The sequence below is a fragment of the Bifidobacterium bombi DSM 19703 genome, from assembly GCF_000737845.1.
GTDB classification, from domain to species: Bacteria; Actinomycetota; Actinomycetes; order Actinomycetales; family Bifidobacteriaceae; genus Bifidobacterium; species Bifidobacterium bombi.
The window spans coordinates 185,330-208,032 of sequence record NZ_ATLK01000001.1; the positions used below are offsets into that span (position 1 = coordinate 185,330).

Annotated in this window: 15 protein-coding genes and 1 pseudogene; 9 read left to right on the forward strand and 7 right to left on the reverse strand. The window is 58.7% G+C overall.

Annotated elements, in window-relative coordinates; genetic code table 11:
* Positions 1 to 35: 35 nt before the first annotated feature.
* Entirely contained in the window at positions 36 to 782 is a 747-nt protein-coding gene (locus BBOMB_RS00720; RefSeq protein ID WP_152570081.1) for a ComF family protein, read from the forward strand.
* Positions 783 to 935: 153 nt separating this feature from the next.
* On the opposite strand, the gene BBOMB_RS00725 is transcribed toward BBOMB_RS00720, so the two are convergent.
* The 4 genes and pseudogenes from BBOMB_RS00725 to BBOMB_RS00740 form a co-directional block, all read right to left on the reverse strand.
* Positions 936 to 2,333, reverse strand: a complete 1,398-nt coding sequence (locus BBOMB_RS00725) for a Y-family DNA polymerase (protein WP_238549843.1) — start codon at positions 2,331 to 2,333, stop codon at positions 936 to 938.
* Between the two features lie 109 nt (positions 2,334 to 2,442).
* Positions 2,443 to 3,018: a LexA family protein gene (locus BBOMB_RS00730; protein ID WP_238549844.1), complete on the reverse strand. Its 576-nt coding sequence runs from the start codon at positions 3,016 to 3,018 to the stop codon at positions 2,443 to 2,445.
* 131 nt (positions 3,019 to 3,149) lie between these two features.
* Positions 3,150 to 4,244 (reverse strand): sensor histidine kinase, encoded by a 1,095-nt coding sequence (locus BBOMB_RS00735; RefSeq protein ID WP_152570100.1) that lies wholly within the window; start codon positions 4,242 to 4,244, stop codon positions 3,150 to 3,152.
* Between the two features lie 167 nt (positions 4,245 to 4,411).
* Positions 4,412 to 5,125 (reverse strand): annotated as a pseudogene (locus BBOMB_RS00740) (response regulator transcription factor); the annotation flags it as partial.
* 157 nt (positions 5,126 to 5,282) lie between these two features.
* On the opposite strand from BBOMB_RS00740, the gene BBOMB_RS00745 reads away from it, so the two are divergent.
* The gene (locus BBOMB_RS00745) at positions 5,283 to 5,894 is read left to right on the forward strand and encodes a CarD family transcriptional regulator (RefSeq protein WP_044086349.1); all 612 of its coding nucleotides are present in this window, start codon (positions 5,283 to 5,285) and stop codon (positions 5,892 to 5,894) included.
* Between the two features lie 596 nt (positions 5,895 to 6,490).
* Here the strand turns inward: BBOMB_RS00745 and BBOMB_RS00750 are convergent.
* Positions 6,491 to 9,262 (reverse strand): DNA gyrase/topoisomerase IV subunit A, encoded by a 2,772-nt coding sequence (locus tag BBOMB_RS00750; RefSeq protein ID WP_044093263.1) that lies wholly within the window; start codon positions 9,260 to 9,262, stop codon positions 6,491 to 6,493.
* Positions 9,263 to 9,552: 290 nt separating this feature from the next.
* On the opposite strand from BBOMB_RS00750, the gene BBOMB_RS00755 reads away from it, so the two are divergent.
* A complete protein-coding gene (locus tag BBOMB_RS00755) occupies positions 9,553 to 10,875 on the forward strand; it encodes an alkaline phosphatase family protein (protein ID WP_081867193.1) in 1,323 nt (440 codons plus the stop codon).
* A gap of 36 nt (positions 10,876 to 10,911) precedes the next feature.
* On the opposite strand, the gene sepH is transcribed toward BBOMB_RS00755, so the two are convergent.
* Positions 10,912 to 12,138: a septation protein SepH gene (sepH, locus tag BBOMB_RS07440; RefSeq protein ID WP_052377318.1), complete on the reverse strand. Its 1,227-nt coding sequence runs from the start codon at positions 12,136 to 12,138 to the stop codon at positions 10,912 to 10,914.
* A 163-nt stretch (positions 12,139 to 12,301) separates the two neighbouring features.
* On the opposite strand from sepH, the gene BBOMB_RS00765 reads away from it, so the two are divergent.
* The 3 genes from BBOMB_RS00765 (at position 12,302) to BBOMB_RS00775 (ending at position 15,621) form a co-directional block, all read left to right on the forward strand.
* On the forward strand, positions 12,302 to 12,595 hold the full coding sequence (locus BBOMB_RS00765; RefSeq protein WP_044086353.1) for a DUF4193 domain-containing protein: 294 nt from the start codon (positions 12,302 to 12,304) through the stop codon (positions 12,593 to 12,595).
* Positions 12,595 to 13,071, forward strand: a complete 477-nt coding sequence (gene dut / locus BBOMB_RS00770) for a dUTP diphosphatase (protein ID WP_044086355.1) — start codon at positions 12,595 to 12,597, stop codon at positions 13,069 to 13,071. Before BBOMB_RS00765 ends, dut begins: the two co-directional genes overlap by 1 nt.
* A 198-nt stretch (positions 13,072 to 13,269) precedes the next feature.
* Positions 13,270 to 15,621, forward strand: coding sequence for a RelA/SpoT family protein (locus tag BBOMB_RS00775; protein WP_044093301.1), 2,352 nt, complete (start codon positions 13,270 to 13,272; stop codon positions 15,619 to 15,621).
* Between the two features lie 261 nt (positions 15,622 to 15,882).
* Here the strand turns inward: BBOMB_RS00775 and BBOMB_RS00780 are convergent, their stop codons facing one another.
* Positions 15,883 to 16,419 (reverse strand): peptidylprolyl isomerase, encoded by a 537-nt coding sequence (locus BBOMB_RS00780; RefSeq protein ID WP_044086805.1) that lies wholly within the window; start codon positions 16,417 to 16,419, stop codon positions 15,883 to 15,885.
* Positions 16,420 to 16,681: 262 nt separating this feature from the next.
* Here BBOMB_RS00780 and BBOMB_RS00785 point away from each other — a divergent pair, with 262 nt between their 5' ends.
* The 3 genes from BBOMB_RS00785 to pflB all read left to right on the forward strand — a co-directional run bounded on the left by BBOMB_RS00785 (position 16,682) and on the right by pflB (position 22,586).
* The gene (locus BBOMB_RS00785) at positions 16,682 to 17,869 is read left to right on the forward strand and encodes an amidohydrolase (protein ID WP_044086358.1); all 1,188 of its coding nucleotides are present in this window, start codon (positions 16,682 to 16,684) and stop codon (positions 17,867 to 17,869) included.
* A 255-nt stretch (positions 17,870 to 18,124) separates the two neighbouring features.
* Complete coding sequence (locus BBOMB_RS00790; RefSeq protein WP_044093264.1) at positions 18,125 to 19,903, forward strand: NAD+ synthase; 1,779 nt, start codon at positions 18,125 to 18,127, stop codon at positions 19,901 to 19,903.
* A gap of 307 nt (positions 19,904 to 20,210) precedes the next feature.
* Positions 20,211 to 22,586: a formate C-acetyltransferase gene (gene pflB, locus BBOMB_RS00795; protein WP_044086362.1), complete on the forward strand. Its 2,376-nt coding sequence runs from the start codon at positions 20,211 to 20,213 to the stop codon at positions 22,584 to 22,586.
* Positions 22,587 to 22,703 lie beyond the last annotated feature (117 nt).

A 22,703-nucleotide genomic window follows, 5' to 3' on the forward strand; every position in this document is an offset into this window, starting at 1 on the left:
ACAACGTTCTTTTCCGGTGTGCTAGCGTGTGCTTTGTGGCTACAGTCGGAATCGTGGATGATTCGGCCTTCAATGCATTTTCCTGCCTTTCCCGTGAATTCCTCGGTGTTCTGATGCCGAGGGGCTGTGCGGGTTGCGACGCTCCTGATGAGGTGCTTTGCCAGTCATGTCTGCGTCTGTTCTCCGGAGCGCATCGAAGGGATGTGGACCTGGGGTGTAAGTGGCCTTGTTTCTTCTGCGGTTTCTACGAGGGTGCCGTCCGCACGGCGATTCTTTCGTGGAAGGATCATGACGATGAGGAATGCGATCGGTGTTTCGCGGCTCTTCTCGCCCGTCTGGCGTTGCACGTCATAGGTCCGGCACCGTCGGAAGGTTTCCTCATCGTTCCCGCTCCGTCATCAAGCAGTTCGATGCGTCGGCGTGGGCGCGATCATCTGTTGCCTGTGGTCCGGGGCATGTCCATGATACTGCGCAGACAAGGCATCGAATCGTACGTATCAGCAGACCTGCGTATTCGCAATGTGCATACGAAATCAGTCGAGACCCGTACCGCCGCCGGGCGGTCCATAAGACTCGAAGGAAGCGTTTGTCTGATGCCTCGGTCTCGATGCTCGGGGCGCGAGGTTCTCTTGGTGGATGACATCGTTACGACGGGAACCACGATGCGGCGGTGTGCTCAGGCTTTGGAGCGCGGAGGTGCACACGTCGGTGTTTGCCTTGCTCTTGCGGGAAGTGCCAAGAACGTTGGTGCGATGGGTCTGACGGATATTCATTCCGCATGATCGTATGGCCTTGCTGGATCCGATTCGTTGGTCAGGTTTTTTTATGAAGAGGTATTACAGGGTGTGGAGCATGGTCTTGCCAGCCATGACGTCTCGTGCATGGTGATTGCATGACGCCGATGAAGAGGTCTTTGGATCACTTGTCCGGCACCGTCATCGTGCGTACGCCACCGCCAACTCATCCCAACGGGTGGTGCAGCGCGGAGAGAGCATGTCCCTGCGCATGCTCCATTGGGCGCCGGTGTCATCCCCCTGCCGGCCGGACCCACGTATGCCGCCGTAACCGATGCCGACCCGGAACGGACCGAATTTCCTTGCGGCCTGATCAAGCACGGAACCTAAATCGTGAGTGTCCTGCCGGGCCTGCAGTCCGTTCAATGTGTCGAATCTACCGGCATCACTCAAGCCGATCAGCATGACTCCGGCCCGTATGTACCGTGCATGCGCATCGAAACGTCCTTCAATGGCCGAACATGCAGCCTTGCTGATTACCAGTGGGTCATCGCTCGGATCCGTCAGCGCAGTGGTGCCATGAAGTGCTACGTAATCCTGATGGTTGTTGAACGGGCTGCTGGAACAGAACGCGGACACGTATGAGCATAGGCTGTTCTGACGTCTCAGGCGTCTGCACGCTTTCTGGGCGTAGACGCTCAGGGCCTGGCGCATATCGTCGATGCCCTGAATTGGCGTGGAGAACATTCTTGAACACAATATCTGGTCTTTGCGGCTGCCTCCGTCGGCATCGCTTTCCTCCTGCATGCATGGCACGCCGTTGAGCTCCAGCACGGTACGCTCCATGACGATGGAAAAACGGTGGCGCATCTGCAGATGATCGCTGTTTTTGAGGTCCAATGCTGTGACGATTCCCAAGGACTGGAGTTTTTTTGTCATCCTGCGACCTACGCCCCACACCTTTTCCACGGGCACGCTCCGCAAAGCGGCGTCACCGTAGCGTTCCTCGATGTCTTTCCAAAGTGCCACCCCTTGTGAGGATTGATGGTCTTTTGCCCAATGATTCGCCACTTTGGCCAGGGTCTTGGTGGGTGCGATGCCTATGCTTACCGGTATTCCGACCCCCTTGAGCACCGCCCGGCGCATGGCTTGCGCCGTTTCCACGGTCTTGTTGGCAGAAGCATGCGGCTCGAGAAAACACTCGTCAATGGAGTAGACCTCTTGGTCGGGCATGTACCGGCGCATGAGCGACATCATGCGTGCGGAAAGACTGGCGTAAAGCTCGTAATTGGAGCTGCGGGCGACGATGCCATGTCGTTGCGCCTGATCGCGAATCTGATACCATGGCGTGCCCTCCTCGATGCCGATGCGTTTTGCTTCGGCTGATCTCGCCACCACACAACCGTCGTTGTTGGACAGAACAATGACGGGTTTGTGTGCCAAGGATGGATCGAAGACGCGCTCGCAGGAGGCGAAAAACGAGTTGGCGTCCGCCAGTACATAGCGGCATTCATCGTTGTCCGTTGTGTGGTCGTGGGTTGTTGTGTGATTGTGGTCCATCGTCGGGTCGTCTGGTGTCATGTTCCTGCTGTCCGTCATGGTATGTTCGGTGTCATGGAGCCGATTGAAATGTGGCTGTGACGGTCACGACCGGTATGGGGCCGTGGTGTTCCGGGATCTTGCCATGCTCGGCATGCATTTCGCTTGATTATGATATCCGGTGCGGGCCGGGTGCGGGTCGGACGTTGCTTTTGCGGTAACAGTCACGTTGCATGTGGAAGTTACCCACTACGACGCCCCAGATCTCCAATTGCTCGGCATCTGCGGAACTGAAATCGGGGTATCGTGGGTTCTCCGCGTGGAGTACGGGCGTGGAACCATGCATCACGAGCCGTTTGACCGTAAGTTCGTCATCGAGAATCGCGATCACGACGTCACCATCACGTACTTCCAGAGAGCGGTCCACGACCAGTAGGTCGCCGTCCCAGATTCCCGCGCCCTGCATGGAATCGCCTGCTACGGTGACGATGAATGTGGTGTCGGGGTGTTGGATGATGTGTTCATCAAAGCTGAAATCGCCGGCGAAATAATCCTGGGCCACCGACGGGAAACCCGCGTGCACCGATTCCAACGTGATGGGCACCGGGGTGGGGGAGAGCGTCGAACGGTAGAGCGATGAGACGGTGCACCGCTGGGCGGGCCCCTGCGCCCGCCGTCCCGATTCCGTGTGGTGCCGCGTGTCGCCAGGCATCTGTGCCGTCTGAATGACCGGACTGCGTTGCATGTTCACCTCCAGGTATTCGAACATATGTTCGAATACCTAGTATGAATCGAACACTGGACACGGCATTTGACACGTGTCCTCGCTTGGAGCGGGCTTGGCGCAGGTCCGGCCGGGAGGTTTGCGTGAACCGTTCAAAGTGCCGCTGGGGCGGGCGAGCCTTGATTGTGGTCGCCGTCGTGGTGTTTGGGCAGCGTAATCTCGAAATCCGGGCCTCGGGCGTCATCCACGACGCGGACTGTCCCTCCGTGAAGTCCCGCGGCCCAGCGGGCTATGGAGAGTCCTATGCCCGTGCCGCCGGATTCCGTGCCCACGCCGTTGTTGCCTTTGACGAAGCGTCGGAAGATGTCGGCCCGTTCGGATCGTGGTATCTGTGTCCCGAAATTGACGACATTGGTCACCACGGTGCCGCGAATATGATCCTCATGCGCTTGGATGAGGATGTCCGTGTCGTCGTCGGAATGCTTGAAGGCGTTGGATATGACATTCGTGAACAATTGGCGTAGCCGGTCCTTGTCGCCTTCGAGGGTGATCGACCGGGGAATGCGGAAACGTACGTTGTGGTTATGTCCGGCATCGGCTATTTCGAGTGGTTCCACGGTCTCGTCAAGAAAATCAGCGAAGTTGAACTGTTCGGTGTTCAAGCTGGCGGCGCCGGCCTCCATACGCGACAGGTCCAGAAGGAAGGCGATGAGGTCGGAAAGTCGGTGCGTTTGGTCGAGGATACGGTTCATGTTGGCTTCGGTGGGCTCCACGACGCCGTCTGCCAGATTCTCAAGCATGGCCTGAAGAGCTGATACGGGTGTCCTCAGCTCGTGGCTCACATTGGCCACCATGTCTCGGCGCATTTTGTCGGCGTGCTCAAGTTCCCCGGCCATGACGTTGAATGAGCGGGCGAGCTGCCCCACCTCGTCGTTGCGCCTTTCATCGGCGTTCACACGCACGTCGTACCTGCCGTCCGCCATCGACTCGGCGGCATCCCTCATCTGTTTGAGAGGCGCTGTCAGACCGCGTGAAAACACATATGTGATGCCCAACGCCACCACCATGGTCACCGGCATGGCTATCCAGCCGCTGAGGCCTACTTTGAGCAGGAACCAGGCCATGACGAAGGCTATGGCCGTGGAAAAGACGATGATGGCGCTGAGTTCGACTTTGAGCGAAGAGAACAGCGCGACCGGGCGGCCCTTCTCCAGAAGCTTTTCGGAGCCTTCCCTGATGTTTTGCATATTGGCCTTACGCATGTGCTCGAACCTTAGAATCCAGGTGTGTCGTAACTTGGAATCGTGCCGTTGGGCATCGTACGTGAATCAGGCAGGGCACCGCCCTCCTTTGCCGTTTCACCGTCCCTGCTCCCGCCCGTCTGGTGCATCCAGCTGGAGTCGTCCTCGCCGTCGTCGGGAGGGATGAACGCATAGCCCACCCCGTGGGTGGTTCGGATGCGGGCCGTACCTATCTTGTGGCGCAGTGCCTTGACGTGGGAGTCGACGGTGCGGGTGGTGGATGAGTCATACCAATTCCAGATGCTTTTGAGCAGTTCGTCGCGTTTGAATACCGTCTTCGGCTTACGTGCCAGAGTGACGAGCAAGTCGAATTCGGTCGGTGTGAGATGTATGGGCTCCCCGTTGAGCGTCACAGTCCTTTCACCGGGGTTGATGACCAGTGAACCGAAATCCAGCACCTGCTCATGCGCATTGTTCTGTGCGATGATGCTGGCACGTTTGACCCTGCGCAGCAATGCTTCGCAACGGGCTATGAGCTCGCGAGGGGAAAATGGCTTGGTCATGTAGTCGTCGGCGCCCGCATTCAAACCGTTGATTTTGTCCGCTTCGCCGTCACGGGCGGTGAGCATGAGCACGGGGACCGGGCGCTCTTCTACGATGTGCCTGGTGGCGGTGATGCCGTCCATGATCGGCAGCATGATGTCCATGATCACAAGATCCGGTTTGATGGTTCTGGCCGCGCGCACCGCGCTCGCTCCGTCGGACGCCACCCGCGCCCTCCATCCCTTGGCCGCGATTCGTTGGGCGATCGCGGTGGCCAGATCGGGTTCGTCCTCGACCACCAGGATGGTCACAGGATCCGTATGTTGAGCCAAGCCGCTGTCCATGAGCGTGCCGCCTTTCCGTAAAACAAGCTTCCGGGGGAGGATGGATGAAATCCGTTTCCCTATGTTTTCTAGAGTAGTATCACCGCTTCCTCATGTAAAAAGTCGTTACCTTATGGGATTATAGGCAGGATTGAGGTGGAATCTCTACGGAGGGTGCATGGAGTATCAGATTGGTGATGTGGTCGTGTATCCACGCCACGGGGCTGCTAAGGTCGTCGCTTTTACGGAGCATACGGTGAAGGGAGTGACCCGCCAATACATGCAGTTGTCGGTGCTTTCCTCCGATGGTCTCAACATCGAAGTCCCTATGGACAACGTCAAGAAAGTCGGCATTCGTAATGTCGTCGATGGCAAGCAGGTCTCCAAGGTTTTTGAGATTCTCCGTACCCCCGTCGTCGAAGACGAGAAGATGAACTGGTCCAGGCGCTATAAGCTGAATGTGGAGAAGATCGCCACCGGTGAAGTCAATAAGATAGCCAAGGTCGTGCGGGACCTTTCGCAGCGCAATGTGGATGAGCATGGTCTTTCCGCAGGGGAGAAGCGCATGCTGACCCGATCGAGGGGCATTCTCACTTCGGAGATTGCCTTGGCGGAGAAGATTGACGAGGATGAGGCCCAGCGCCTGCTTGATGTCAATCTGGGGTTCGCTCCGGCGGAACCCGGGGACGACAGACATCATACGAAGTTCCCTGACGAGCCTGCCAGCAAAACCTTGGCGCGTGTGGCCGCCGAGGCTGCTGCCGCTAAGGCCAAGGATAAGAAGAAGTAGGTCCGTGCGGCGGATCGTTCCTGCAGGAGTTCCGTTTACGGGTACTGGTTTCGTCGTTGATGACGTGGTTTTTGTGCTACCCTGCTCGTTCGGGATCCGCCCACTTGGCCGGTCCTTCAGGCTTTTGCATTTCCTGTGTGGTCTCAGTTTGAACCGCGTACCACTGTTGCGCGATTTTCCGCTTCCTTGTGCCCGTGTCCGGTGTCGGACGGAATTCCGTGTACCGTTGCGCGTCGTTTACGTGCCTGCTCGTCGTGCATTTCGTGCTTCCTGATGGGGCGCAGAAGATGCCCACTTCTCCGTGTATATCTGCGACGATCCCGCTGCGTTGTGGGCCGCCGTGCGTGTCAGTGGATGTGTGGTGTCAGGGAGAAGGTTAGGGCCTATGGTCGAGTTGCGGCTTCAATGAAGGTGCGAAGGTCATCTCCTGGATTCGTTTCCAGAAGAGGTCCTTGCCGCTACTTGGAGAACGGAATGCCGAAGTGCGACCAGTCAAGATATTTCCTGATGGAAACGACGGTCGTCCGTTGAATGGAAGCGACGTCGGTACGTGGTGTCCTGGCATCGGGTTTGAGCCTATGAACGGTACGTTCCGGCTACGCCACGAACTCGACCGGGGACTCCAGTTCCACGCCTGAGGCATCGCGGCGCATGTCGGGCTTGGGCAGTTCCACTGGAGAGCCTGCGGAACTGCTTGCATGCAACGGATATGTTCCCACGCACGCGATGGTCAGGGTGTCCTGTCCCTTGAGGAAACGCTGTGAGCGCACGCCACGGGTGCCACGACCTTTGGTGGGGTACATCTCCAAAGGCGTTACCTTGGCAGCACCTGTTTCGGTTCCCGGCAAAGCCGACGAATCTCCGGCGACCGTGAGCACCACGGCTCCCGATGCCGAGTACAGGCCGTTTTCGCCTTCCTCATAGTTCCAAGCTACCTTGCCGGCAGGCACCACGCCGAAGGCGGACACATGGCGTCCCGCCGCCAGTCTGATGCCGTTCATGCCGGCCGAGGCGCGCCCTTGGGGTCTTACCTCGGCGGCGTCGAAGGTGAGCAACGAGGAATCCGACGCGATGAACACGAGCCGATCGCCGTCTGCGGCGGGCGCCGCGCCGATCACGCTGTCGCCGTCCTTGAGTTCGATGACCTGCCATGAATCCATGGTGCTCGGCGACTCCCGGTTCCAGCGCTTGACGATGCCTTGAGCCGTTCCGATGGCCAGTGGCGTGCTGCTTTGGTCCGTCGGCCCCGCCGTGCGATCATCCGCGCCATCGGCGGAAGTTATGCCATCCATCACGCCGTTCTTCGCGTTGCCTGTCGTTTTCTTGCCCTCGCCGATTGCGATGGCAGCCACCACGCGCTCGGCGGGGACCGGTTCCGTGCTTTGGGTCCCGAACAGCAGCTCCCGGGCCGCCACGCCGCCTGTGAGATCGGGTACATCGACGATGTCGAGCGCCGGTAGGTCCGCCACGTGGGCCAGCACAAGCCTCCCTTGCGAGGTGATCAGTCCGTATCTGGACCGCGTGGTCGTGGCGAACAGCGAGACGATCTGGTCGTTCGGGTGCCGCCTGTCGGAGGCCGAACGACTGTTCCATAGGTCCAGCGCGGCTTCAGGCAACCTCGCCACCAGGCCTGAGGTGCTCAAGCCGACCGTGCACGGTGAATCGTCTAGCTGCAACGCCTGCAGCGCGACCTCGTCCTTGCCGGCTTTGCGCGCCGCGTTCGCCGCTGCTATGTCGGCCGCCGCGGAAGAGACCACTTGCGCCGTCCTGATTGCCTTCAAAGCGGTTGTGCTGACGCCCGGTTTGGTGCCCGCACCGTCGGCTCCTTCCGCATGCACGGGGCTCAGCGTGCCGTCTTCGGCTTTGTCGAGCAGCACGGTGCGCCGTGGGTCGCCCCACTGTGCCACCGCTTCGTCCATCTCGCCCTCGATGACCTCATCGAGCCGTTCGGGGGAGGCCAGGATCTCGTTGAGCTCCTCGATGCGCCGCTTCAAATCGTCGCGTTCGCCTTCAAGCTCGATGCGGCTCATTTTCGTGAGCCGGCGCAGCCGCAGGTCGAGGATGTATTGGGCCTGGGTCTCATCAAGGTCGAAGACGATCATCAGCGCCTGTTTTGCCGCGTCGGCGTCTTCCGATGACCTGATCACCTGGATCACTTCGTCTATGTCCACCATTGCCAGCAGCAGGCCCTCCACGAGGTGCAGCCGTTCCTGGGCCTTCCTGAGCCGGAATTCACTGCGGCGATGTACCACGGTGCGCCGGTGCTCGACCCAGACCTCAAGCATCTCCTTGAGGCCCATGGTGTGTGGTCTTCCGTGCACGAGCGCCACGTTGTTCATGGCGAAGTTGTCTTGCAGCGGTGTGTTCGCGAAAAGCTGGGCGAGTACCGAAGCCGGGTCGAACCCCGTTTTGATCTCGATGACGATGCGTGTGCCGTTGTGCCGATCCGTCAGATCGATGGCACCGGACACACCTTCGATCTTATGGTTCTTGACGCCGGCCGATATGCGCTCCAGGACTTTTTCCGGGCCGACCATGAACGGCAGCTCGGTGACGACAATCGCCTTCTTGCGGGCGGTCACGTTCTCGACGTGTGTGGCCGATCGGGTGGTGAGAGTCCCGCGCCCGGTCTCGTAGGCCTCGCGGATGCCGTCACGGCCGATGATGATGCCGCCGCCTGGCCAATCGGGGCCGGGCACGAATCGCATGAGGTCGTCCAACGTCGCGTCCGGATGTTTCATTAGGTATTTGGCGGCGTTCACCACTTCACCGAGGTTGTGGGTGGCCATGTTGGTCGCCATGCCGACCGCGATTCCCGAGGCGCCGTTGACCAGAAGATTCGGTATGGCTGCGGGAAGTACGTCGGGCTCCTTCAGTTTGTTGTCATAGTTGGGCGAGAAATCGACCGTGTCCTCATCGATGTTGGCGTTCATGCCGAGTGCGGCCGGTGCCAGGCGTGCCTCTGTGTAGCGCGACGCCGCCGGTCCGTCGTCAAGGGATCCGAAGTTGCCGTGCCCGTCCACCAGCGGCAGTCGCATGGCGAATGGCTGCGCCAGACGAACCATGGCTTCGTAGATGGAGGAATCGCCGTGAGGGTGTAGTTTGCCCATGACCTCACCCACGGCGCGTGCCGATTTCATGTAGGCCTTGTCCGGTGTGAGGTTCATCTGGCCCATTTGGTAGATGATGCGTCGCTGCACTGGTTTCATGCCGTCGCGGGCGTCCGGTAGGGCGCGGGCGTAGATCACCGAGTAGGCGTATTCCAGGAACGACGTGCTCATTTCCTTGTTCAACGGCGTTTCGACGATGTTTTCCTTGACGGTGCGAGGGTCATACCCCGGTTTCGTGGGTTTGCGGCGTACGGCCATGATTCCCTCCCCAGACGCGTCGTTAAATCCCAACCATACTAGCCGAAAACCTCGCCAAATCGAAGAAAACAGGTTTCGGAAGTCTTGCCGACCGGACGCTCGTGGCACGCGCGGCGCATGCACATCGGCCGGGTGCCGAGCCATGGAGGCATGGGACTTGCCTGGGGCGGAGGTGATACCGATTCATTGGTGACGCTTGAAATTATACGGAGTCGTTGTCCGGGGCAGTCTGTAGTCGGGGCTTGTGCCAGTTCCTCAAAACGGATGCATGCAGGTGTATAAATGGAAGTATGAGTATTGAGATTCCGAGTATGACGCAACTGCTCGACCATGCACCGTTGGCCGCGTTCGGTGACGAGGACACAGGATCGGCCGCAGACTGCGGGCATGCGGGATTGGCCGGTGCCGAGCTTGAAAACGACCAGTGGAGGAATCGGGAGTTTGGGCAGTCTGGATCCGATGGGCGTCAACGCGGGGGAGCGTTGCATTTATCCGCCTTGTTGCCGGCGTTGAGTGCCGCCATCGGTTTCCCGGTCAAGACGAGCGTCCATGACGATTCGGAAGGTTGCCGGAAGGCACTGGGGCTGCCTCAGGCGAGTTCGGCCGTGGTGGTCCTCATTGATGGTCTGGGCTATTGGAATCTCAATATGAGAATCGGCCATGCGCCGTACCTGCGTTCCCTGATGAATCGCAGTGAAAATCAAAGACCCATCAGCACTTGCGTGCCGAGCACGACAACGGCGGCTATGGGCACGTTCGGAACGGGAACATGCCCTGGAGTGACCTGCATGACCGGCTATACGCAACGCAACCCGCAGACAGGACAGTTGGCTCAGCTCATCAGCTTCAAGGGGGCGGGTGAACCATTCGATCTGCAACGCGAACCTACGGTGTTCGAGCGTCTCAAAGAGCGAGGCGTCAGGGTTACCAGTGTGGGGCTGCGTGAATTCTCGGATTCCTCGCTCACCAAGGCGGCACTTCGTGGTCCGGATTATATCAGCGCGGGCACAGCCAGGGCGCGACTCATGAAAGCCGCCAAAGCTGCGCGCGAGCCCGGACTGACTTACTTTTACCTGCGCGACATCGACAAAACCGGTCACCGGGAAGGCTGGGGCGAAGAGGCATGGGTGGCGTCATTGGAAAACGTGGATGCGCAGCTTGGCCTGCTTTCGCGCAGCGTCCCTTCGGGTACCCTGATTGTCATCACCGCTGATCACGGTATGGTGGCGGCTGACCCGCGACGACGCATGGACATCGCCGGTTGCGGCGAGCTTACCCGCGGGGTCGCGCAGGTGGGCGGCGAACCCAGAGCGCCGATGTTGTATGTGAATCCAGGGGTCGATCCGCACGATGTGGCGGGGCGCTGGCGGAAGGTGCTCGAAGGGCGGGCCGTGGTGCGGACCAAAGATGAAGCGGTTGCAGCAGGAATGTACGGGCCGGTAAGCGAACGCGCCATGTCGGTGTTGGGTGATGTCATCGTCCATGCGATGGGCGAATCGACCATCGTTGATTCACGCATCCAGGGCGAAGGAGAGATGAGTCTTCCCGGGGTGCATGGTTCGTTGAGTCACATGGAGTCCGACATTCCCTGTCTGGTCGATGTCGTGGACTGATAGGAGCGTCGGGATTGCGAGCATGCGGTGGCTCCATCAGTCCCCGAAGATGATTTCGTCCCAACTGGGCATGGCTGATCTTCCCGATTTGCGTTTGGCGTGTTGCTGGACCGATGGCTCGTTGCCGTCAATCGATCGCGGAAGTGAAGGATTCGGTGCCTGTGAAGATTGCTCGGTGTCACGCACAGCACCCCAGAGACTTCCCTGTGTCTTGTTGAATCCATTTTCCGCATCGTTGCCGGCTGCCTGCCGGTCATACGGTGAACCGGCGGCGTCATTGGCGGATTGTCCGTTAACAGGGGGACGGGTGTCCGTCGTTGCGCCGTGCGATATGTTCGGCGTCTTTCCATTGGTCGTGGAGTTGCCGACGGATGCATCATGGCGTGTCCTTTCTATCGGTGTTCGGGATTCTCGCTGGTCGAATGCATAAGGCATCTGTACCACCCTTTGCATACGTTGTGCATCGGTGTCTTGAGGTGCCGTGAGTGGTGCTGAGGTCATGGGCAAGCGCTCGTCGCCCTGCGAAGAGACGGTTCCTGTGGTCGCGCTGCTCTGCTCATACGGCCGGTAGGGAGGCAGTGGATCATACGTTTTGGGGTTGCGCATGTTCGACTCGTCTTGTGATGATGCGGGCGCGCGTGTTGAGCCCTCCCCGTCTGACTGCGGGGGTGCGGGTTTTACCCTTTCGCCCAGCAGTATCCTGGAGGCCGCGTTCATGCATTCCACACCGTTATCTCGGATGTTCCAGCTCCAGATCGCGCGTACCGAATTATGCGGCGTCTGGAATTGGGCACAAATCATCCAGGGCTCTCTCCCACGGCGTGTCGCGTTCCATTTGACGGATTGTGGGTCGACTTTGGCTGCGGTCAGCGTCGACTCTATCAGGTCCCCGATGGTGCGCATCCGACTGCCCTTGGGTGCGTTCACCGCCAGGAATTGCTCTATCGCGTCTTGCTTCTCCGTCTGCACCGAGGACGTGAACCGGCGCACCAAGGTGGCGCTGAGATCATAACGCTCAGCGACTTTGCCTGGTTCTTCGCCGGCCCTGATAAGAGCCTGAATCTTCGATATCGGCAGGGTTTTGGTCTCATGCACGCCTGCCGCGTCCGAGTTCTCCTGCTGGACTTGCCTCGCTTCCAGTATGGCCCGCTCGAGTCTGTCGTCGACGCTGACATGAAACGCCGAAGTCTCGGAGAGAAACACCAACTCGCCGGTGTCGTCAATATGATCGAACCTAGCTTGCACACCTGATTTGGCCGGCATTCGTCACCCTTTCGCTGGAAAAAGAACCGATATTTTTTATGCTAGTCCTATAATGCCCCACGTGTCGTATTTTACCTTCTCCACAAATCGTGTATTCTGTAGCGCATAAAAGTGTTATCGTCCATGTCGGATGATTCACGAAGGTCGATGAAAGGAGTGCATTATGGCTCAGGATTATGACTCTCCACGTAATAAGGACGAGGATGAGGAGTCGCTGCAGGAACTCGGCAAGAGCTCGCAGAACGAAAACACCGATATCGATGATGACGAGAACGCCATCGCAGAGGACTATGAACTGCCGGGCGCTGACCTGAGCAATGAGGATTCCTCGGTGACGGTGATCCCCATGCAGGGGGACGAATTCATCTGTTCGCAGTGCTTCCTCGTCAAGCATCGCAGCCAGTTGGCCTATACCGATGAATCGGGGCAGCCGATCTGCAAGGAGTGCGCCGCCTGATGGCTTGGGATGAGTCTTATAACAAACCTGAACAGGTTGAGGTGCTGGTCAAGGCCGAGAACGGTGATGTGCCGGCGCTTCGGTATGCCCACGCCGGCGATGCCGGCGCCGATCTGGTCACGACCGAGGAGGTGACGTTGGAACCCTTCCATCGGGCGCTGGTGCCTACCGGGGTCCGCATCGCCCTGCCCGCCGGGTATGTGGGTCTGGTCCACCCACGCTCGGGGCTCGCCGCCAAGCAAGGGGTGACCGTGCTGAACGCCCCGGGGACCATTGATGCCGGTTATCGCGGCGAGATCAAGGTGCCCCTCATCAACCTCGATCCGCAGAATACGGTCGTGTTCCATCCCGGGGACCGCATTGCGCAGCTGGTCATACAACGCTATGTCGAGGCGCGTTTCGTGCTGTCCCGGAAATTGCCGGGTTCGGACAGGTCGGAACGGGGGTTTGGCTCCACCGGTCTGGGGTCGCATTGAGGCTCGCGGCCCGTGCGGTGGGGGCATGGCCGGATGAATGATGATGCTCACGGCTCCATGTCGATTGCGTCGCCTCACTGCGGCAATCGCGTGACGGCATGACCGCAGGGCCGGCTGAGGTATCGCATCTGCGGCCGCGCGGTGCAGGTGTCGGTTTTTACCGCTATGATGGGCATGAAAAGCGAAGGGGGACTGCATATGGCGGACCAGGAATACGAGAGCCGTTCTGCCAGGATGCTCGGCTGTGAAATCAGCACCGATCCTCTAGACCCGTTGGAGCCCATCGTCATGCTTTGCTGCCAGCATCATCCCGATGCCGATATGGAAATACTTGAGAGGGCATATCGCCGTGCTGTATGGCAGCACCGCAACCAGCGTCGCCGTTCGGGAGAACCCTACATTATCCACCCACTCGCAGTGGCCCAGATTTTGGCCGATCTCGGTATGGGGCCCGTGGTGGTCGCGGCTGGATTGCTGCACGACACAGTGGAGGACACCGATTACACGCTTGACCAGTGCCGTGAGGAATTCGGTGATACCGTGGCCGGTTTAGTGGACGGCGTCACCAAACTCACCAACATGGAATACGGCGATTCGGCACAGGCCGAGACCATCCGCAAGATGGTCGTGGCCATGAGCGCTGATGTGCGCGTCCTGGTCGTGAAGCTCGCTGATAGGGTGCATAATGCGCGTACGTGGCGATACGTCAAACCATCCAATGCTCAACGCAAGGCCCGCGAAACCCTTGATGTCTATGCGCCGCTGGCGAACCGCCTCGGAATCAACGCCATCAAGACCGAGCTTGAAGAGCTGAGCTTCAAAGTGCTGTACCCGAAGATCTACAACGAGATCGTGGTTCTCGTCAGCCGCAGGGCCGGACAGAGGGACGTGTATCTCAAGCAGATCCTCGAAGAGATCAATGAGGATTTGGACGAGATCCATGTCAAGGCGAGCGTCACCGGCCGTCCAAAGGATTATTTCTCGATTTATCAGAAGATGATCGTGCGCGGGCATGATTTCTCCAACATATACGACCTCGTCGGCGTGCGTATCATTGTCGATACGATTCAGGACTGCTATGCCGCGCTCGGTGCCGTGCATGCGCGTTGGAGTCCGGTTCCCGGGCGCTTTAAGGACTACATCGCCACGCCGAAGATGAATATGTACCAGAGCTTGCACACCACGGTCGTGGGGCCGGGCGGCAAGCCGGTGGAGATACAGATCCGGACTTGGGACATGCACCGCCGCTCGGAATTCGGCATCGCCGCCCATTGGAAGTACAAGGAGAACGGTCAGGCGGGGCGTAAGCTGAGCGCACCCGACAAGGACGATAAGAAGCGCGAAGGTTCGACGGCTGAGTCCCAGGACCGCAGCGAGATGGATAATCTTAAATGGATTCAGCAGCTCGCAGACTGGACCAGCGAAACTCCGGACTCCGATGAATTCCTCGGCTCGCTCAAAGAGGACCTCGGATCGGATGAAGTATACGTCTTCACGCCCAAGGGCAGGATCGTCTCCTTGCCGGCTAAGGCGACGCCGGTGGACTTTGCCTACGCGGTTCATACCGAAGTCGGGCACCGTACCATGGGCGCTCGCGTCAACGGAAGGTTAGTGCCGCTGGACACCGTGCTCGAAAGCGGCGACACCGTCGAAGTGCTCACGTCCAAGTCAGACACCGCAGGCCCTTCGCGCGATTGGCTGAGCTTTGTGAAGAGTCAGAAGGCACGCAACAAGATCCGTCAGTGGTTCAGCAAAGAACGGCGCAGCGAAGCCATCGATGAAGGCCGTGATGAGCTTACCCGTGCCATGCGCAAACGTAATTTGCCCGTCAACGCTCTGCTTACGCCTGAGGCCCTGGTCGGCCTTGCCGATGAGCTCAATTACGATAACGCGGATGCCGTGTTCGCGGCTATCGGTGAGGGGCAGGTTTCCACACAGAATGCCATCACGCATCTGGTTCACGATGTGGGAAGCGAAGAGGTCGAGGACAACGCTGAGCAGGCCGAGCTGCAGCTTCCTTCGAAAGGGCAGCGCTCCGCCAAGAAGAACAGTTCGTTGGGCGTGGCCGTCAAAGGCGTGGGTGATGTGTGGGTCAAGCTTGCCGGATGCTGCACCCCGGTTCCAGGTGACAAGATCGTAGGCTTCATCACCCGCAACGAGGGTGTTTCGGTGCATCGCGCGGATTGTCAGAACCTGCTGGACCTCAGGAAACACCAGCCGGAACGGATCATCGAAGTTAGCTGGACCAGCGCCAAAGGCCTGTTCATGGTCAAGATTCAGGTTGAGGCGTTGGATCGTCCCCATCTGCTCACGGACATCACCCAAGTGCTTTCCGACAATGGCGTCAACATCATCAGCGCCACGGTGTCGACGGGCTCCGACCGCGTCGCCATCAGCCAGTTCTCCTTTGAAATGGCTGACCCTCAACACATGGCCACGCTGCTTTCTGCCGTGAGAAAGGTGGATGGGGTCTTCGACGTGTATCGCATCACCGGGGCCAAGGATTCGCAGGAGCCGCGGATGCGTAAGATGCGCAATGGCGCGGATTGATGGGTTTAGACTGGCCATTGCGGGCAGGCTCCGTCATGATGTGTCGGCTTGAAAGGCGCGCGCCCATTGGGCTGATGGCGCCGATGGGGCAGTTGCCGCGTCGAAAGTTCGTTTCACGAGGTTGACCATCATTGCGTGAGATTCATTCCACGGTGGTGTGGACGTTCCTTGGCTCCATGGTGGCATCGCTGAAAGGGCGGCAGCACATGGGAAGAACCTGTGCCGCCGCCCTTTCAGCGTTCGTTGGAAATCGTCATGATCTCATTTGACTTCCACGGAGACGATGATGGCCGGTTCGGTGGGTCGGTCGCTCCGGTCCGTGGGCAGGGCTTCTAACTTATCGACCACCTTTTTGGAATCATCATCGGCCACTTCACCGAAAATGGTGTGATGTCCGTTGAGCCATGGCGTGGCGACGGTGGTGATGAAGAACTGTGAGCCGTTGGTGCCATGCATCTTTCCGTCGCGTCCAGGGTGCACCCCGGCATTGGCCATCGCGAGTTTGTAAGGTTTGTCGAATTTCAGATCGGGGTCGATCTCGTCGTCGAATTCGTAGCCTGGACCTCCGGTCCCTGTTCCCAGAGGGCAGCCGCCCTGAATCATGAAGTCCTTGATGATACGGTGGAAGGTGAGTCCATCGTAGAATCTGTCGTTTGATTTCTCACCGGTGGCGGGATTCGTCCATTCCTGTTCGCCCGTGGCCAGGCCGATGAAGTTCTTCACGGTCTGCGGAGCCTTGTCGTCGAAAAGGTTCAGGGTGATATCGCCCTCGGATGTATGCATGATAACTGTCGTCATGGTCTTATTTTCACACATGCGTCAGACGGTTCCGATGGTTCGAGGTTCGTCTGCGATGCGAGACGCTGACCTCTCTCCTTTTGGTCGTTCCTGCGATACCGGTCGCCGGTGATGTCGGGCGTTGTACGCCAGCTATAACAAACACGAATAAGCTGAGCACTGATTGTGGTGGAATATGGCGGTTTTTTCGTTATCCTTGCCTTCTAAGGCGCTTTAATTCGTATCGTGGTATTTTCCAGGTCAGCCAGCACGGGAGTAAACAATGAGTGAGCGTATCGGGATTTCGCCGCAAATCGTGTCCATCCGGCATCATTTGCACCAACATCCGGAACTTGGGTTCAAGGAGTTCGAGACGACGGAATTTCTGCGCAGGCAATTGCGCCGTCACGGCATCCAGGTGTTGGACACGTCGTTGCCGACCGGACTCATAGCTCAGATCGACGGAAAGTCCTCGGGGCCGAGGATCGGGCTGCGTGCCGACATCGACGCGCTTCCGATCCAGGAAGAGACGGGCCTGGAGTTCGCTTCCGTCAATAATGGGGTGATGCACGCCTGTGGACATGATTTTCATGCGGCGGCATTGCTTGCTGCCGCCTTTTGGCTGGCGGAGCATCGTGACCTCATTCATGGTTCGGTGGTCTTGGTTTTCCAACCTTCGGAGGAAAGCGCGATGGGCGCGAGGAAGGTGGTGGAGTCGGGCGCATTAGGTCATCTTGACGCCATGATAGGTCTGCACAACAGCCCAAGTCTTTCCCCCGGCCAGATAGCGGTGGGTAGTGAGACCATGATGGCCGGATGCGTCAAATTCGATGTCACGCTGCGCGCGCAAGGGGCTCATGGCGCTCATCCCGACCACGGCACTGGTCCGATCGAGGCTTTGGCTTCGATGGTTCTCGCGCTGCAGACCGTGGTCTCGCATGACGTGCAGGCGTTCCATCCGGCGGTCCTTTCGGTCACTTCCGTACGTGGCGGGAATGTCTGGAATGTGATACCGGCGGAAGCGGGCTTCCTCGGCACGGCACGTTACTTCCGAAAAGAAGATGGCGAGTTGATGGAGGAGCGTTTCCGTCGAATCGTGCAATCAACGGCTCGTGCGTTCCGGATTGATGCTGATATCGCTTGGCAGGAGCTCACAGGTCCTGTGGGCAGTGATCCGCGACTGGCATCCATCGTAGAGCAGGACGTGAAGGATTATGCCGAACTGGTGCCGATCACCGCGTCCATGGGAGGTGATGATTTCGGCAATTACCGTGGCATCGCGCCGATGGTTTTTGCATCGGTGGGTTCGGATGGGCGAAGCGGCCACGCCTCGCTGCACAATTCGCATTTCGTCGGGTCGGACGCCACGCTGCGTCCTGAGGCGGAGTTTTATGTCAATGAGGCGCTTTCCGTGGCGAACGCGCTTGAGCAGGGATTGCCTGACGATACCGATGATGGCTCCGGCCGATGATTCGGGTGGTTGTTGTGGTCGGCGGATTCGGAAGGGGAGTTCGTACGACGGTCTGTGATCGCAGGATGAGGTACGAAGTCTTCCTTTGGTGGATTCGGGGCAGATGTAGCTGCGACCCTTCAGTGATGATGCATTCGTATTGTGCCGCGACCGCACGCATGGCAGGCGCGACGGCTTGACATCGAAGGTCAGGTGACTTGTTGATCATTTGTCCTCGTTGCGCGAGAGGTTACCAGGGTGCAATAAGATGGACGCATGACTCAACTTCGTTTCGCCTTGGCACAAATCGACACTTGCGTGGGGGACTTGGAGGGCAACGCATCCTCGGTTCTGCAATTCAGTCGAATGGCCGCGGCTCACCATGCGGATGTCGTCGTCTTCCCCGAGATGACCCTGACCGGGTACCCGATCGAAGATCTGGCATTGCGCCGTACGTTTCGTGAGGCGCCTTGGAACAAGGCCGATCAGTTGGCTGGCGTCTTGCGCGACGAGGGGCTTGGTAACCTGTACGTGGTGGTCGGCACTGTAGGCAGCGCCCAGCCGCTCGCTCAGACGTCCGCAGGCGAACGCAAGGACGAGGAGACTGCACGTGGCCCCCGTGATGTCGAAGACGAATCCAAGGCCGAAGGCAAGCCCACCAACCGCCTCGTGGTGCTTCATGATGGTGTTGTCTATGCAGGTTATGACAAGCATTTTCTTCCCAATTACGGCGTGTTTGACGAATTCAGGATCTTCCAATCAGGAACACGAACCACCATTCTTGAAATCGGCGGCGTGAGGATAGGATTCGCCATATGCGAGGATATATGGCAGGACGGCGGCCCGGTGGCGGTGCTGGCGACTTGCGGCATCGATGTACTGCTTACCATCAATGGTTCGCCTTATGAGGAGGGCAAGACCCACACGCGCCTTGAATTGGCCGCGAAACGTGCGGCCCAGGTGGGTGCCCCGCTGATCTACGTCAACCAGGTGGGCGGGCAGGACGACCTTGTGTTCGATGGCGGGACCTTCGTGGTTGATGCGGACGGTACCTTGCTTGAGCGCTCGCCGATGTTTATGGAGGATTTGGGATACTTTGATTTCGATTCTCAGGCGCGGCGCCAGAAACCGGGCAAGATCCATGAACTGCCCGATCCGGACGAGGAGGTCTACACCGCGTGTGTGCTTGGTCTGAGCGATTACATGACCAAGAACCATTTCACCGGCGTCACGCTGGGGTTGTCCGGCGGCATTGATTCCGCGCTCGTGGCGGCCATGGCGGCCGACGCCTGCGGTGGTGAGCACGTGTGGGGAGTCTCGATGCCGAGCATGTACTCGTCTGACGGTTCAAAAGATGATGCGGCAGATCTCGCCCGCAACATCGGCGGGCATTATGACGTCCAACCGATAGAGCCGTTGTTTGATGCTTTCCAAGGTCAACTTAACCTCGAAGGGATTGCGGCGGAGAACCTTCAGGCGCGCATCCGCGGGGTCATCGTCATGGCGTATTCCAATTCCAAGGGGCTGCTCGCCTTGGCCACAGGCAACAAATCCGAGCTGGCTTGCGGATATTCCACCATTTACGGTGACGCGGTCGGCGGCTATGCGCCTATCAAGGATCTGCTCAAGACCCGTGTCTGGGAGCTGGCCAGGTGGCGAAATAAAGCGACTGTTGCGGGTATGGGGATCGGTGGGCTCCATATGGTGGGCAACGAGTCGGGCAATCGTGGTATCGAGCCGGATGGTGGCGTCATTATTCCCGTAAACAGCATCGAAAAGGCGCCCAGCGCCGAGTTGCGTCCCGGCCAGAAGGATTCCGATTCGCTGCCGGAGTATGCGATGTTGGACAAGGTGCTTGCCGCATACATCGAGAAGGCTCATGGACGCGCGGACCTGATCGCCGATGGTTTCGACGAGCGCACCGTGGATACGGTGATGCGTTTGGTTGATCGGGCTGAATGGAAACGTCGCCAGTACCCGTTGGGGCCTAAGGTGACGGCACTTGCTTTTGGTAGGGACCGTCGCCTTCCTGTGACCAGCGCGTTTGCGGAATGAGCCGCGGGGCATCCAAGCCCGGGTGCGAATGGACGGCGTCATGATGCGGGCGGGATCATAGGCAATGTCGTGCACGTGCTCGCAAGACCTCGTTTACTACGTCGTGTCCTCTCTAAGCCGCGCCGGCGACCGGTCCCGTGGTGCGGACCTGTGTGTGATGTCGTGTGCATTATAGCGGCAGAATTCCTCATCGGTACTAAAGTGTGATGCAGCTCACCACTTTTTTTCTCATATTTTCGCGGGTTGCTTCTTATAATGGTGGTAACGCAACGTAATGATGCGTTACTAAGTTATCAAGGAGTGATACATGACCGCAGTTGATGAGAAGGCACCGAGTGCCGAAGAGCTCAACGCGAAGGCTTGGAACGGCTTCGTAGCTGGCGACTGGCAAAAGGGCATCGATGTCAGGGACTTTATTCAGAAGAATTACACACCGTACGACGGGGATGAGTCTTTCCTTGCCAAGGCCACCGATAAGACCAAAGAGATGTGGAACTACCTCGATACGCATCAGCTTGCGGTCGAACGCAAGCAGCGTGTCTATGACGTGGAGACCCACATTCCCGCAGGCATCGATAACTTCAAGCCGGGCTACATCATGGATAAGGAGCACGACAATGTGATAGTCGGCATCCAGACAGATGAACCCTGCAAGCGCGAGATGATGCCAAATGGTGGTTGGCGTATGGTCGAGCAGGCCATCGGTGAGGCCGGCAAGGAAGTCGACCCCAACATCAAGACCATCTTCACCAAATACCGTAAGACGCACAATGATGGCGTGTTCGGCGTATACACCAAGCAGATCAAGCTCGCGCGCCATAACAAGGTCCTCACCGGTTTGCCCGATGCTTACGGTCGTGGCCGTATCATCGGCGATTACCGTCGAGTGGCACTCTATGGCGTCAATTACCTCATTGAGCAGAAGAAGATTGACAAGGACTCGATTCCTTACCGCAACGATTTCACCGAGACTGAGGTCGAGCACTGGATTCGGTTCCGCGAGGAGCACGCCGATCAGATCAAGGCGTTGCAGGAGCTCATCGCTCTGGGCAAGACCTATGGTCTCGATCTTTCGCGTCCGGCGCAGAATGCCCAGGAAGCCGTGCAGTGGACCTACATGGGTTACTTGGCCTCGGTCAAGAGCCAGGATGGTGCAGCCATGAGCTTCGGCCGCAATTCCGCCTTCTTCGATTGCTACTTCGAACGCGATTTGAAGAACGGCACGCTTGATGAAGTCCACGCTCAGGAGATCATCGACCAGATCGTCCTCAAGCTGCGCATCGTCCGCTTCCTGCGTACCGAGGAATATGACCAGGTCTTCTCCGGCGATCCCTACTGGGCCACTTGGTCCGATGCGGGCATGGGTGATGACGGCCGTCATATGGTCACTAAGACCTCGTTCCGTCTGCTTGCCACCTTGACCTTGGACCACTTGGGGCCGGGGCCGGAACCGAACATCACCATTTTCTGGAACCCGAAGCTTCCTGAAGCCTACAAGCGCTATTGCGCCCGTATCTCCATCGAGACCTCCGCCATCCAATACGAGTCCGATCCTGATATCCGCGGCCATTGGGGCGACGATGCGGCGATCGCCTGCTGTGTGTCCCCGATGCGCGTAGGAAAGCAGATGCAGTTCTTCGGTGCGCGCGTGAACTCGGCCAAGGCCCTGCTTTACGCCATCAACGGTGGTCGCGACGAGATGACCGGCATGCAGGTCATCGACAAAGGTGTCATCGATCCGGTTCGTCCCGAGGCTGACGGCACCCTTGACTACGAGAAAGTCAAGGCTAACTACGAGCGTGCCCTTCAGTGGCTCTCCGAGACCTACATGGAAGCGCTCAACATCATCCATTACATGCATGATAAGTATGCTTACGAGGCCATCGAGATGGCTTTGCACGACAAGGAGATCTACCGCACCATGGCCTGCGGCATGTCGGGTCTGTCCATTGCGGCGGATTCGCTGTCCGCGCTGAAATATGCCAAGGTGTACCCGATCACGAACGCGCAGGCCAAGGACATGCCTGGCCATGAGGACGAGTACGTCGAAGGCGTGGACGATGACCTGATCGTCGGCTATCGTACCGAGGGTGAGTTCCCGCTGTACGGCAACGACGACGACCGGGCCGATGACCTCGCCAAGTGGGTCGCAGCGACGGTCATGAGCCAGCTCAAGAAGCTGCCGGTGTACCGTAACGCGGTCCCCACGCAGTCCATCCTCACCATCACCTCCAATGTGGTGTATGGCAAGGCCACTGGCTCCTTCCCGTCCGGGCACAAGAAGGGCACCCCGTACGCTCCTGGCGCCAATCCGGAGAACGGCATGGACACCCATGGCATGCTGCCCTCCATGTTCTCGGTAGGCAAAATCGACTATGACGATGCGTTGGACGGCATTTCGCTTACCAACACCATCACTCCCGACGGCTTGGGCCGTGACGATGAGGAGCGCATCACCAACCTGGTGGGCATCCTCGATTCGGGCAACGGTCACGGTCTGTATCACGCCAACATCAACGTGCTTCGCAAGGAGCAGCTTGAGGACGCGGTGGCGCACCCCGAAAAGTACCCGCACCTGACCGTGCGCGTCTCGGGATATGCCGTGAACTTTGTCAAGCTCACTCGCGAACAGCAGCTTGACGTCATCTCCCGTACGTTCCATCAGGGTGCGGTGACGGACTGATTGCAGCGCGTGCCGTGAAAGGCGATGCGCCAAGATAGATTCAGGGGCGACACCTTAGGGGTCGCCCCTGAACGTTTTTATTGTGAAAGAGGTCACAATGCATGCTCGCATGGTTCA